This is a genomic window from Rahnella sp. GSA61A (assembly GCF_019969905.1).
GTDB lineage: Bacteria > Pseudomonadota > Gammaproteobacteria > Enterobacterales > Enterobacteriaceae > Rahnella > Rahnella aceris.
Genome location: NZ_JAHXYO010000006.1, coordinates 43,664 through 56,885, shown reverse-complemented (window position 1 = coordinate 56,885; position 13,222 = coordinate 43,664). Strand labels below are relative to the sequence as shown.

Below are 13,222 nucleotides of genomic sequence, written 5' to 3'. Positions count from 1 at the left end.
TTACGTAGATTTAGCTTAGTGAATTTGTGAGGTTGCTCAGACTTTCCTAAGTGACCACCCGTCATCACTGCCATCTCTGCTGACTTTATGCACGTCGTTTGGTCGCCGAATCCATCCAGACCGCCAGCAGTAAAATTCCGCCTTTAACGATGTACTGCCAGAACGTTGGTACATCCAGCATGCTCATGCCGTTATCCAGCGAAGCCATAATGAAAGCCCCCATGACCGCACCGGCTACGCTGCCGACACCACCCGCCAGGCTCGTTCCGCCAATAACGCAGGCTGCAATGGCATCCAGTTCCGCGATATTCCCCGCCGAAGGCGAACCTGCCCCCAACCGCGAACTGAGGATCAGACCGGCAATCGCTACCATCAGACCGTTTATCGCAAACACCGCCAGCTTGCTGCGCTCGACATTAACACCGGATAACCGCGCCGCTTCAATGTTGCCGCCAATAGCGTAAATACGACGGCCAAATGCGGTGCGGGAGGCCATAAACATGCCACCCAACATCAGCGCCACCAGAATCAACACCGGCGTTGGCACACCGCGATAATCATTGAGCAGGTAAATAGCGCCCAGCGCGATAACCGCAGTGAGTGCCTGGCGGGTCACATCACTTTTTGCTGCGGTCAGCGGCAAACCCAGCACCGCCCGCTGTTTGCGCCTGCGCCACTGCCAGCCAATAAACAGGGCCAGCGCAATCGCACCAATACCAAAACCGAAAGAATCCGGCAGATAACTCTGACCTATTAACGACATTGCAGGTGTCGTCGGTGATACCGTGGTGCCGCTGGTGATACCAATCAGGATGCCGCGAAACGCCAGCATTCCGGCCAGTGTGACAATGAATGACGGGACTTTACGATATGCTACCCACCAGCCATTCCATGCGCCCAACAGCAGCCCTAATGCCAGAGTCACCACAATGGTGAGCGGCAAAGGCCAGCCGAGCCAGACATCGAAAATCGCCGCCGCTCCACCCAGTAACCCCATCATGGAACCGACGGACAAGTCGATCTCCGCTGAGATGATCACAAAGACCATGCCTACAGCCAGAATGCCGGTGATGGCGGTCTGACGCAGCAGGTTAGACACGTTACGTGCGCTGATATACGCGCCGTCAGTGGTGACGCTAAAGAAGACAATAATCACCGCAATGGCCGCCAGCATGACGAACACCTGCAGGTTAATACTCTTCAGTTTCTGCATCGAAAATAACGCGTCGGCCCCACCCTGAGTTGCAGGCGCAGACGGGGTTCCTGGTTGGGGAAATTTAGACATAAGATTCACTCCTCAATGCGGCTTCCATGACCTGTTCCTGACTTAAATTATTGTTATCCAGACAGGCTTTGACCTGTCCGAGATGCATGACTACCACGCGGTCGCTGAGTCCCAGCACTTCGGGTAACTCTGATGAGATGACGATAATTGCCATGCCCTGCGCCGCCAGCTGGCCGATCAGTTTGTAGATTTCATGTTTTGCCCCGACGTCGATCCCGCGCGTCGGTTCATCAAGAATGAGGATTTTAGGTTTTAGCAGCAGGCACCGTGCCAGAATGGCTTTTTGCTGATTGCCACCGCTGAGCCGCCCGATTGCCAGTTCGGGAGAAGAGGTTTTGATTTTGAGTTGTTTCACTGACTCACTGATGCTGTGCTGTTCTTCGGCTTCGCGCAGAACACCGCCAGCGCTGAACTGGCTTAACGCCGCCAGTGTAATGTTGCTGCCAACGGCCATAACCGGCACGATGCCGTCACGTTTACGGTCTTCAGGCACCATCGCCAGCCCGCGCCGCATGGCATCGCGGCAATCGGTGATCTGCACTTTCTCGCCTTGCAGCCAGATATCGCCAGACCAGCGTCCCGGATAAACACCAAATAAACACTCCATCATTTCGGTTCTTCCGGCACCCACCAGTCCGGCGACACCCAGCACCTCGCCCTCACGTAACGTAAAACCGCCGTTATCCACCCGTTTGATATGCCGGTTAACCGGATGCCAGGCAGTAAGATTTTCCACCCTTAATATTTCCTTACCGATCTGGCGTTCACGCGGCGGAAAGAGTTCCGTCAGTTCACGCCCCACCATCATGGCGATAATTTCTTTCTCCGACGTCCCGGCGGCATTGCAGGTGGCGATATGACGACCATCGCGGATCACGCACAGTTTGTCCGATATGGCTTTGACTTCATTGAGTTTGTGGGAAATATAAATACAGGCGATGTCGTGATGGCGCAGGTCACGAATGATATCGAGCAAAATCGCGGTTTCACTTTCGGTCAATGATGCCGTCGGTTCATCCAGCACCAGCAAACGGACCTGCTTGTTCAGCGCTTTGGCAATTTCAACCAGTTGCCGCTGCCCGAGCCCCAGTTCCCCGACCAGCGTATGCGGATCAATATTGAGTTTGACCTGCGCCAGCATGCGCTGACAACGCAGATACATTTTGTCGGTATCCAGCAGCCCATAACTGCCCCATTCATTACCCAGAAACATGTTTTCCAGCACACTCAGTTGCTTAACCAGCGCAAGTTCCTGATGAATAATGGCGATCCCTTTTTGCTCGGTATCACGGATACCTTTCGCAGTAAGACGTTCTCCTGAAAAATAAATTTCACCTTCAAACGTTCCTTGCGGATAAATACCGCACAACACTTTCATTAACGTGGATTTACCCGATCCATTTTCGCCACACAGCGATAGCACTTCACCCGCAGATAACGTCAGACTAATATTATCAACGGCTTTTACTGCACCAAACCGCTTGGTGATATTGCGCATATCCAGCAACGGTAATTTTTCATATTGTTCTGGCACTTTCACCTCCAGCAGAAACAACACTTCCGGGGGGAAGTGTTGTTTCTATAGAAAATATTGAAAAATTAAAGGTCTGATTTTTTGTGGAATCCGTCGGCCACCACGGTGCTTTCAATATTATTTTTATCCACCGGAATCGGTGTTAATAAATAAGACGGCACGTCTTTTTTGCCATTATTTAATGTGGCATTGGATTTCGGGGTTTCCCCTTTGCCTAACTGCACCGCGATTTCGGCAGCGTCATTGGCCAGTTTGGTAATCGGTTTATAAACGGTCATGGTTTGAGTACCGGCTTCGATACGTTTGATCGCCGCGAGATCGGCATCCTGACCCGAGATCGCTACTTTCCCTGCCAGCCCTTGTGCTGACAGAGCCTGTACTGCACCACCGGCCGTCGCATCGTTAGACGCCACCACGGCATCAATTTTGTTGTTGTTGGCCGTCAGGGCATTTTCCATAATTTTCAGGGCGTTTTCCGGCAACCAGCCATCGGCCCACTGATCTCCCACAACTTTAATCTTCCCGTCTTTGATCAGCGGGTTCAGCACTTTCATTTGTCCTGCGCGGAACAGCTTGGCGTTGTTATCCACCGGCGAGCCGCCCATCAGGAAATAATTCCCCTGCGGCACACGCTCAACCAGGCTTTGTGCCTGCAGCTCCCCGACCTTTTCATTGTCGAAAGAGATATAAAAATCAATGTCCGCGTTGTTAATCATGCGGTCATAGGCCAGCACCTTGATGCCTTCCTGCTTCGCTTCGGCGATCACGTTGCTGAGCACTTCGCCGTTATACGGGATGATGACCAGCACATCGACGCCACGGTTGATCATATTTTCAATCTGCGCCATTTGTGTTTCTTCATTGCCGTTTGCGGATTGCACAAAAACATCCGCGCCGAGCGTTTTGGCTTTAGCCACAAAAATATCACGGTCTTTTTGCCAGCGCTCTAAACGTAAGTCATCAATAGCCATACCAATTTTAATTTCTTTCGCTAACCCTGACTGGCTAAAAAGCACTAATGCGGCACAGGCAGAAAGAATTACTTTATTCATTTTCATCATGTCAGACCTTTTATAAGAATAAGTAGAGGCAGATACAGAGAAGTGCGTACAGCAATGACACAAGGATTGTTGTCGCTGGGTAATTAATCGGCAATTGCAGATTTTAATCACTGCATTACGATTTTTTGTTTATTTTAGGAATTATGATGGGGATCATAGTTTGATTGTAATATGCACAAGCCAGATACTTTTATTATCGAGATATCGTGGAAGACGGATAAAAACGACAAGAAAAAAGGTTATTTATGCGATCTGCCGCACACTTAATAATTCTATTAAATTGAGTGTGAAATAACGTAATTGTGGGATGTCACGTCAACTCCGAAGATAGAGCCTCAGCCTCCCAGTCCCGCTGGGCCCGTTTTCAAGGAGTTATCAATGCACGCATATTTCGACAAGCTCGACGCAGTTCGCTACGAAGGTGCTAACAGCACTAATCCGCTGGCATTCCGTCATTACAACCCTGAAGAAGTGATCCTCGGCAAAACGATGGCTGAGCATCTGCGTTTCGCGGCTTGTTACTGGCACACCTTCTGCTGGAATGGTAATGACATGTTCGGTGTGGGCGCCTTTGACCGCCCGTGGCAACATCCCGGTGACGCGCTGGAGCTGGCTAAAAGTAAAGCGGATGTCGCTTTCGAATTCTTCCAGAAGCTGAACGTGCCTTACTATTGCTTCCATGACGTTGACGTATCGCCGGAAGGCACATCAATTAAAGAATACGTCAATAATTTTGCCATCATGACTGATGTACTGGCGCAAAAGCAGGAAGCCAGCGGTGTAAAATTGTTGTGGGGTACAGCTAACTGCTTTACCAATCCACGTTACGGCGCAGGCGCGGCGACCAATCCTAATCCAGAAATTTATACCTGGGCCGCAACGCAGGTTGTGCACGCCATGAATGCCACCAAACAACTGGGGGGCGAAAATTACGTGCTGTGGGGCGGCCGTGAAGGCTACGAAACCCTGCTCAATACTGATCTTCGTCAGGAACGCGAACAACTGGGTCGCTTCATGCAGATGGTCGTTGAGCACAAACACAAAATTGGCTTCCAGGGCACCCTGCTGATCGAACCTAAACCGCAGGAACCGACCAAGCATCAATATGATTATGATGTCGCTTCCGTCTATGGCTTCCTGAAACAGTTTGGCCTGGAAAAAGAGATCAAAGTGAATATCGAGGCCAACCACGCCACGCTGGCGGGTCACTCATTCCACCATGAAATTGCTAACGCAATTGCTCTGGGTATCTTCGGTTCCGTCGATGCAAACCGTGGCGACCCGCAGTGTGGCTGGGACACCGATCAGTTCCCGAACAGCGTGGAAGAAAATGCGTTGGTGATGTATGAAATCATCAAAGCGGGCGGTTTCACCACCGGAGGCCTGAACTTTGACTCAAAAGTTCGTCGCCAGAGCACCGATAAATATGACCTGTTCTACGGCCATATCGGTGGAATGGACACCATGGCGCTGGCGCTGAAAGTGGCAGCCCGTATGATTGAAAGCCGTGAACTGGATAAGCATGTTGCCCAACGTTACGCTGGCTGGAACACAGAATTGGGCCAGCAGATCCTGCAAGGCAAAATGTCACTGGAATCCCTGAGCAACTATGCGCAACACAACGCGCTGTCCCCTCAGCACCAGAGCGGTCAGCAGGAGCGTCTGGAGAATCTGGTTAACCGCTATCTGTTTGGTTAACCGGCTAAAATAAGTTGACGCCCTGCCCGCTGCGCGCGGAATTGCAGGGCGTTAATCGTTACAGATTCGGGTTAACAGATAAGGGAAAACTATGTATCTCGGAATAGATCTTGGCACATCTGGCGTGAAAGCCATTTTACTCAGCGAAGAAGGTCGGGTGGTCGCCAGCCACAGTGAGGCGTTAACCCTTTCCCGCCCGCATCCGCTGTGGTCTGAACAACTTCCCGCTGACTGGTGGAAAGCCACGGACAAGGCGGTCACGGCGCTTTCGCATCAGCGTTCACTCAAAGACGTCAAAGCCATCGGTCTGACCGGTCAGATGCATGGCGCGACGGTAATGGATGCACAACAGAACGTGTTACGTCCGGCCATTTTATGGAACGATGGCCGCAGCTTCAGTCAGTGTCAGCAACTGGAAGCGGAAGTCCCGAATTCCCGCCAGATCACCGGTAATCTGATGATGCCCGGTTTTACCGCGCCCAAATTACTCTGGTTACGTGAAAACGAACCGGATGTGTTTGCCAAAACAGACAAGGTTCTGCTGCCCAAAGATTATCTGCGCTGGCTGATGACCGGCGTGTTCGCCAGCGATATGTCTGATGCCGCTGGCACCCTGTGGCTGGATGTCGCTAAGCGCGACTGGAATGACGAATTACTGCATGCCACCGGCCTGACACGCCAGCAGATGCCCGCGCTTTTCGAAGGTAATCAGATTACCGGACACCTGTTGCCGGAACTCGCCTCACGCTGGAACATGGATTCCGTGCCGGTGATTGCCGGTGGCGGTGATAATGCCGCCGGGGCGGTCGGTGTCGGGTTGTATAAAACCGGACAAGCGATGCTATCCCTGGGTACGTCCGGCGTGTATTTCGCGGTAAGCGACGGTTTTCTGAGTAATCCGCAACAGGCGGTACACAGCTTCTGCCATGCCCTGCCCGACACCTGGCATCTGATGTCCGTCATGCTCAGCGCCGCCTCTTGTCTGGACTGGGCTGCAAAACTGACCGGCACCGCATCGGTTGGCGAACTGATCAGTCTGGCAGAAAAGACCCCGCCTGCAGATTCACCGGTCTGGTTCCTGCCGTATCTCTCCGGCGAACGCACCCCGCATAATAACCCGAATGCCAAAGGTGTATTGTTCGGCCTGACCCATCAGCATGGCCCGGCTGATATCGCCCGCGCCGTACTTGAAGGTGTGGGGTTTGCTCTGGCAGACGGAATGGACGTGCTGCACGCAACCGGTCTGAAACCGCACAGCATCACGCTGATTGGCGGCGGCGCCCGCAGCCCTTACTGGCGGCAAATGCTGGCCGACATCAGCGGTAAAACGCTGGAATACCGCACCGGCGGCGATGTCGGCCCGGCGCTCGGTGCTGCACGTTTAGCACAAATCGCCATGAATCCGGGGCAACCGCTGGAGCGGTTCCTGCCGGAACTGCCACTTGAGCAAGTACATCAGCCGGACGCAGAACGGCATACTGCGTATGCGGAGCGGCGTGAAGTGTTCAGGGAGTTATATGTGAGGCTTGAGGGGTTGATGTAATACAAGACTGCTCCCTCCCCTGCGAAGGGGAGGGTTGGGGTGGGGTATTAAAGAAAAATCAGACAGTTAAAGTCAGCTTTGACTAAGTGTTAGCCCCTAAAACCCCCTCCCAGCCTCCCCCTTCGCAGGGGGAGGAGCCAAAACTAATAATGCTCCGCTATGGTCCTCACTAAAGGTGGAGCAAACCCGTTTTTACCTTACGGATATACCCCTTTAAACACCGTCTTCTTCCTCGGCTCCGACATAATCCCCTCCAGCGCCTCGACGCATTTCAAATAGTGCGGTGTTTTCTTGTGTGCCAGCACAGCGTCGTTATCCTGATAGGCTTCGTAGATAAAGAAGCGCGTCGGTACCGCCTCGTCCTGCAACACATCAAATCTGAGATTTCCCGGTTCCTTCACCGCGCCCAAATGGTTAGCGTGAAATACCGCCAGGAACTCATCCACCTTTTCCGGCTGAACATTAATTTCGACCAGTGTCACTTCCATGATTCACCCCTTTTCACTCAGGAACAGTTCATAAGCATGCGCCACGCTGGCGTTTTCATGCACCACCGCTTTCACCGCTTTCAGCATGGCAACCGGCGATTCGGACTGGAAGATGTTGCGCCCCATGTCCACACCGGATGCGCCCTGATCGATGGCTTTGAAGCACATTTCCAGCGCCTCGCGTTCCGGCAATTTTTTGCCGCCAGCAATCACTATCGGCACCGGACATCCCGCTGCGACGCGTTCGAAACCTTCATCGACATAGTAGGTTTTGATAATGTTCGCGCCCATTTCAGCGGCAATGCGGGTTGCCAGCGAGAAGTAACGCTGATCCCGCGCCATGTCTTTGCCGACGCCGGTCACCGCCATGGTCGGCATGCCGTAACGCATCCCCTGATCGACCAGTTGAATAATGTTTTTGATCGACTGATGTTCGTATTCACTGCCGATATACACCTGCGCTGCCATCGCGGCGACATTCAGGCGCAGCGCATCTTCAATCGCCACCGCCACCGTTTCGTTAGAGAGTTCAGTCAGGATCGAGTTACCACCGGAAGCCCGCATCACCACCGGTTTGTTCACCGCCGCAGGCACCACGCTGCGCAGCACGCCACGGGTACACATCAGCACGTCGGTATGCGAAAACAAAGGCGCAATGTTGATGTCGATGCGTTCAAGGCCGGTCGTCGGCCCCTGAAAATAACCGTGGTCAAACGCCAGCATCACCGTACGGCCAGACTGCGGATTGAAAATCCGCGCCAGCCGCGACTGCATTCCCCAGTCAAGCTGACCGCTGCCCTTGAGGAAGAACGCGTGATTATCCTGCGGCGTGCCGATGCCGAAATTTTTGCCGTCTCTGATATCGTCCAGATCTGCCATTTTCTTTTCTCCTTACTGATCAGAAATCGTATTTGCCGATGTTGTCTTTGGTGAAGACCACGCGTTCCGGCAGTAAAACGATGCCGTTACCTTTGGCCTCATACTGGTAGCCCTGCACGCTGTTCGGCACCACTTCCACCGTTCCGACGTCCGGCACATCCAGTTTGTCACCCACGTTAAGCGCGCCTTTTTTCAATAACTGATCGGCGACATAAACCGAAATTTTGCCCTGGCTGACCACGTCCCACAGACCGAACTGTTTCACCGTGCCGCGTTCGACATACGGGCGCATGACGTTTGGCGTACTGAAACCGACGATGGTCACGTTGGTACGTTTGAGGTTTTCCGCCGCCTGAGCCGCTGCCGGTAATGCGTTGGCATCAGGGGCAATAATCGCATCCAGATCGCCATAAGATTTCAGGATCCCTTCGGCGGTTTGCAGGGATTTAGTGGCATCGTTATAACCGTATTGCGTGGTCACGATTTCCCAGCCCGGATGCTCTTTGGCGATTTTGGCTTTCGCCTCTTTCACCCACTGATTCTGATCCGTCACTGTCGGGCTGGAATAGAAGAACGCCACTTTCGCTTTCTCTTTTTTCACCTGGCTGGAGGTCATCTCAACCAGCATCGAACCCAGTTGTTGTGGTGTGCCCTGATTGATGTAAATCGAGCGGCATTCCGGTTTGGTATCGGAATCCCAGGTCAGCACTTTCACGCCGCGTTGCATCGCGCGTTTAAGCGCCGGACACAGGCCGTCGGGTGATACCGCCGCCACCACAATCGCGTTGTATCCCTGATTGACAAAGTTGTTGATCATCTGCACCTGACCGGAAACGCTCGGCTCGGTCGGACCGTCGTAGGTCACGTCCGCGCCCAGCGCTTTACCGGCGGCCATTGCGCCGTTGCCGCCGCTGGTGAAATAACCGACGCCCACCAGTTTTGGGATAAAGGCGATACGTTCAGCCGCCTGTGCGCTCAGACACGCGAGGCTCACGGCACTGGCAATTAACAAGATTTTCATTGTGTTGGCTTTCATCATTAACCCCGGCTTATTGAGAAGACGTCAAGGAAGGAGAAGGCGCAGACCCGCGCCGGCAATAGCGCTGGAAAACACTGCGGATAAGACCACGGTTGAGGCTGGCAGAGCGGCCAATCACCACCAGGATCAGCAGCGCGCCGGACAGCGCACTGGAAACCTGACTGGAGACGCCAACCATCTGCAAACCCTGCTGGAGATACCCGATCAGCAGTGTCGCCAGCGCTGTGCCGAGAATGGAACCTGAACCGCCGTAGATATTGGCACCGCCCAGCACGACCGCGGTGATAGCGGGCATCAGCAGCGCATTACCGAGATCAGAACGCGCCGAGCCGAAATACGAAGTCATCAGAATGGCGGCCACGGCCGACGCCAGCCCGGTCATGCCGTAGAGAGCAAACACCGTGCGGCTGACCGGCAATGCGCCATAACGCGCCACTCGGGCATTCTGACCGATGAGGAAGACGTTGCGACCGGTGCGACTGCGGTGCATCAGCAGCCAGAAAAACAGTGTCGCCAGCAGGAAGATCACCAGCGGCATGGGCAGGCCCAGCACAATCTGATTGGCAAAGTTGGTGAACGCATCGGGGAAATTACCGATACCCTCAAAACCCGTCGCGCCCGCCAGCCCGGAAAGCAGTAAGGCGCTGCCGCCGAACAGGTAGAGCGTCCCCAGTGTGATGACCAGCGGATTCACGCCGGTATAAAGAATCAGCGCCGCATTGAGCAAACCACAGGCCGCGCCCAGTGCCAGCGTAAGCATAATGGCCAGTGCCAGCGGCACACCGGCCTGACACAGTACACCGAGCGCGATGGCGCACAGTCCGATGGTGGAACCAAAGGAAATGTCGATACCGCCGCTGACAATCACCAGTGTCAGTGGTAACGCCACAATCCCGATGGTGATGAAATCACTGGTGCTGAACAGCAGCGTACTGGCGTCCAGCATGCGCGGATTGGCGAAACCGAACAGTAAGATTTCGATGACCAACAACGCCAGCAGCGCGATTTCCCAGCCATATTGTTGGAGTTTGTTCATCACACTACCCCGCTCTTTTTGCCGGTACTTAGCCGGCGGCTTGTATTTTTCGGTTGCTGAGATTTGCGTTCAACGGGTTTCTTCTGAGGCGGTGGCGTGGCCGCCAGAAAGCGTGAATACTTCTGCCGCCGCAAGTTTTTCTCCAGCGCCTGCCGCAATCTGCCGTCAAATACCAGCACCGCCAGCAGCACCAGCCCGGCGATAAAATCGTTCCACCACGCCGGAAGGCGTAACAGCACCAGCACGCTGTCAATTTGGGTCAGGAAATACGCGCCGAGCACCGCACCGAGAATGGAGCCGGTGCCGCCGAGCAGGCTGATGCCGCCCAGCACGCAGGCGGCGATGGCTTTCATCTCCAGCCCGCTGCCGGTCTGATTGGGCACGAAGCCGATTTGTGAAGCGAAGACAATTCCGGCAATGGCGGCCATCATGCCGTTAATGCCAAATGCCAGAATGCGTACCCGGTTGACGGCCACGCCAAGTTGTCTGGCACCCTGTAAGTTGTCGCCGACAGCGTAGAAACTGCGGCCAAACGCCGTGCGACCCAGCATCCAGAACATCGCAGCCAGCAAGACAATCACCAGCCAGCCGAGCGGGGAGACATTGAGGAAAACCGGTTCTGACAGAGATTTCAGCCCGGCCGGTAAGCCTTCAATCCATTTGCCGCCAGTCATCAGCAGCATCAGCCCGCGGTATAACCCCAGCGTACCGAGCGTGGCGACAATCGCCGGAATACGCAGCCAGGCGACCAGTACACCGTTAAATATTCCGGCCAGTAAACCGGTGCCGAGAGTCAGCAGACAGGCCAGCGGCAGGTTCATGCCGCCGTTGAGCAAAACCCCCAGCGTCACGGCGCACAGGCCGGTAACGGAACCGACCGACACGTCGATGTTGCGGGTCAGCATCACCACGGTGGCCCCCATCGCCAGCAACATCAGGATCTGCGCGCTGCCAAAAATCATGCTCAGTGTCTGAAAGCTGAACGACTGCCGGTCCATCGCACCGAGCAAGGCAAACAGCGCAATAATCGCCATCAACGCGGTCAGTTCACGATTGTTTTGTATCCGCTTTAGCATGAGGTTCCTCCGGTGGCGGGGGTTTTGGCATGATTACCAAATGCGATATGCATAATGTTGCTGACGTTGATGTCGCTGCCCTGCAATTCGCCGCTCATTTCCCCCTGATGCATAACGAATACCCGATCCGCCAGTCCTTCAATTTCATCCAGATCAGATGAAATCAGGATCACCGCCACGTTCTGTTGCACCACTTCGCGCAGCAACTGGTAAATGTCAGCGCGCGCGGACACATCCACGCCGCGCGTAGGTTCATCGACAATCAGCACCGCGGGCTGTGCCTCAAGACATTTGGCGATCAACAGTTTTTGCTGATTACCGCCGGAAAGCGTACGGGCAGTTTGTGACCCGTCGCGGTATTGAATGCCGAGCGCACGGTGATAGCGTTCGAGCACCGCCGCTTCGCGTTTGATGTTCAGCCACCAGCCCTGACGGTTGAAGGTGAGTGAGGTGGTGTTCCAGCTCAGCGGCGCGTCGAGATACAGGCCGGATGCCTGCCGGTCTTCCGGCAAATACACCAGCCCTTTTTTCAGCCGCTGTAAGGTCGTCAGGCCGCTGATGTCTTGTTGCTGCAAAAGCACCTGACCACGTCGGGCGTCGCGCAGGCCATACAGGGTTTCTGCCAGTTCGGTGCGCCCTGCCCCCACCACGCCTGCCAGCCCGACGATTTCCCCGGCGCGGGCGCTGAATGAAATATTAATAAAGCCCTCACCGGTCAGGTTTTGCACCTGCAAGACCGGTTCGCTGCCTGCCGGGTTGCGTCGTGTGCCGGGTAAATCCAGCCACAACTTTTGCTCTGCGGGCAGCGCGGTGTCCTGGGAATGCGGGGTGATGGCGCGGATCAGCGCATCGTTATCCAGTTCGGCGAGCCTGCCGCTGAGCGCAATTTTGCCATCACGCATCACACTGACCCGGTCGGCAATCGCACGTATTTCCGGCAGTTTGTGCGAGATGAATACCACCCCGACGCCCTGCCCGGTGAGATGACGGACTTGTGTAAACAGGCGGGCGGATTCCGCCGGTGTCAGCGAGGCGGTTGGTTCATCAAGGATCAACAGCCGCGCATCGCGCATCAGCCCGCGCAGGATTTCCACCAGTTGCTGATCGGCCACTTCCAGGGTTCCGGCAAGGGCACCCAGCGGTAAATTGCACCCCAGATCAGCCAGCGTTTGCTGCAATTTTTTTTCGCCGGCCTGATGTGCAGGCAGGCGGAACAGGATGTTTTCGCGCACGGTCAGGCTGGGAAACAGCATCGGCTCCTGCGGTACCAGATAAATCCCCGCCTGATGCGCTTTTGCTGGTGACTGCGCCAGTAAAGGCTCGCCGCCGAGCAGTAACGTGCCACTGTCGGCTATTTCGACACCGGCAATGATTTTCATCAGTGTCGATTTACCCGCTCCATTGCCGCCAAGCAGCGCGTGGACTTCTCCGCCTTGCAGGCTGAAATCGATGTCTTTCAGCACTGCCACGCCGGAAAAGCTTTTACTGACACCGCTGACCTGCAACAGCAGGTTCGTGGTTTGCAGGTCTGCTGATAACTGTTTGCTGCTCTGCATACACCGGCCTCTGGCTTGATACATTAA

General features: G+C 54.6%; 11 protein-coding genes. 2 read left to right on the top strand and 9 right to left on the bottom strand.

Features of this window, described 5'->3' with window-relative positions; translation table 11 throughout:
* Positions 1-85: 85 nt before the first annotated feature.
* The 3 genes from xylH to xylF form a co-directional block, all read right to left on the bottom strand.
* Entirely contained in the window at positions 86-1,285 is a 1,200-nt protein-coding gene (xylH, locus tag LC431_RS09840; protein WP_013575883.1) for a xylose ABC transporter permease XylH, read from the bottom strand.
* Complete coding sequence (locus LC431_RS09835) at positions 1,278-2,783, bottom strand: xylose ABC transporter ATP-binding protein (protein WP_119262242.1); 1,506 nt, start codon at positions 2,781-2,783, stop codon at positions 1,278-1,280. The genes xylH and LC431_RS09835 overlap by 8 nt, the downstream gene beginning before the upstream one ends.
* A gap of 101 nt (positions 2,784-2,884) precedes the next feature.
* Positions 2,885-3,877, bottom strand: a complete 993-nt coding sequence (xylF, locus tag LC431_RS09830) for a D-xylose ABC transporter substrate-binding protein (RefSeq protein ID WP_015690054.1) — start codon at positions 3,875-3,877, stop codon at positions 2,885-2,887.
* A gap of 381 nt (positions 3,878-4,258) precedes the next feature.
* On the opposite strand from xylF, the gene xylA reads away from it, so the two are divergent.
* Together xylA and xylB are read left to right on the top strand one after the other, a co-directional pair.
* Complete coding sequence (gene xylA / locus LC431_RS09825; RefSeq protein ID WP_126124951.1) at positions 4,259-5,578, top strand: xylose isomerase; 1,320 nt, start codon at positions 4,259-4,261, stop codon at positions 5,576-5,578.
* A 91-nt stretch (positions 5,579-5,669) separates the two neighbouring features.
* On the top strand, positions 5,670-7,121 hold the full coding sequence (gene xylB, locus LC431_RS09820; RefSeq protein WP_223509743.1) for a xylulokinase: 1,452 nt from the start codon (positions 5,670-5,672) through the stop codon (positions 7,119-7,121).
* A gap of 197 nt (positions 7,122-7,318) precedes the next feature.
* Here the strand turns inward: xylB and lsrG are convergent, their stop codons facing one another.
* From lsrG to lsrA, 6 genes are read right to left on the bottom strand one after another with little or no spacing between them, the layout of a single operon-like run.
* Complete coding sequence (gene lsrG, locus LC431_RS09815; RefSeq protein WP_037034453.1) at positions 7,319-7,609, bottom strand: (4S)-4-hydroxy-5-phosphonooxypentane-2,3-dione isomerase; 291 nt, start codon at positions 7,607-7,609, stop codon at positions 7,319-7,321.
* A 3-nt stretch (positions 7,610-7,612) separates the two neighbouring features.
* Complete coding sequence (lsrF, locus tag LC431_RS09810; protein WP_013575889.1) at positions 7,613-8,488, bottom strand: 3-hydroxy-5-phosphonooxypentane-2,4-dione thiolase; 876 nt, start codon at positions 8,486-8,488, stop codon at positions 7,613-7,615.
* Between the two features lie 19 nt (positions 8,489-8,507).
* A complete protein-coding gene (gene lsrB / locus LC431_RS09805) occupies positions 8,508-9,509 on the bottom strand; it encodes an autoinducer 2 ABC transporter substrate-binding protein LsrB (protein WP_369794782.1) in 1,002 nt (333 codons plus the stop codon).
* A gap of 28 nt (positions 9,510-9,537) precedes the next feature.
* A complete protein-coding gene (lsrD, locus tag LC431_RS09800; RefSeq protein WP_126124953.1) occupies positions 9,538-10,563 on the bottom strand; it encodes an autoinducer 2 ABC transporter permease LsrD in 1,026 nt (341 codons plus the stop codon).
* Entirely contained in the window at positions 10,563-11,639 is a 1,077-nt protein-coding gene (gene lsrC / locus LC431_RS09795; RefSeq protein WP_126124954.1) for an autoinducer 2 ABC transporter permease LsrC, read from the bottom strand. The genes lsrD and lsrC overlap by 1 nt, the downstream gene beginning before the upstream one ends.
* Positions 11,633-13,195, bottom strand: a complete 1,563-nt coding sequence (gene lsrA / locus LC431_RS09790) for an autoinducer 2 ABC transporter ATP-binding protein LsrA (protein WP_119261739.1) — start codon at positions 13,193-13,195, stop codon at positions 11,633-11,635. The genes lsrC and lsrA overlap by 7 nt, the downstream gene beginning before the upstream one ends.
* Between the last annotated feature and the right edge of the window lie 27 nt (positions 13,196-13,222).

Coding starts and splice junctions, on each gene's coding strand:
- lsrC (WP_126124954.1), bottom strand. CDS start 11,639: ATGCTAAAGCGGATACAAAACAATCGTGAACTGACCGCGTTGATGGCG.
- xylB (WP_223509743.1), top strand. CDS start 5,670: ATGTATCTCGGAATAGATCTTGGCACATCTGGCGTGAAAGCCATTTTA.
- lsrB (WP_369794782.1), bottom strand. CDS start 9,509: ATGAAAATCTTGTTAATTGCCAGTGCCGTGAGCCTCGCGTGTCTGAGC.
- xylA (WP_126124951.1), top strand. CDS start 4,259: ATGCACGCATATTTCGACAAGCTCGACGCAGTTCGCTACGAAGGTGCT.
- lsrD (WP_126124953.1), bottom strand. CDS start 10,563: ATGAACAAACTCCAACAATATGGCTGGGAAATCGCGCTGCTGGCGTTG.
- LC431_RS09835 (WP_119262242.1), bottom strand. CDS start 2,783: ATGCGCAATATCACCAAGCGGTTTGGTGCAGTAAAAGCCGTTGATAAT.
- xylH (WP_013575883.1), bottom strand. CDS start 1,285: ATGTCTAAATTTCCCCAACCAGGAACCCCGTCTGCGCCTGCAACTCAG.
- lsrF (WP_013575889.1), bottom strand. CDS start 8,488: ATGGCAGATCTGGACGATATCAGAGACGGCAAAAATTTCGGCATCGGC.
- lsrG (WP_037034453.1), bottom strand. CDS start 7,609: ATGGAAGTGACACTGGTCGAAATTAATGTTCAGCCGGAAAAGGTGGAT.
- lsrA (WP_119261739.1), bottom strand. CDS start 13,195: ATGCAGAGCAGCAAACAGTTATCAGCAGACCTGCAAACCACGAACCTG.
- xylF (WP_015690054.1), bottom strand. CDS start 3,877: ATGAAAATGAATAAAGTAATTCTTTCTGCCTGTGCCGCATTAGTGCTT.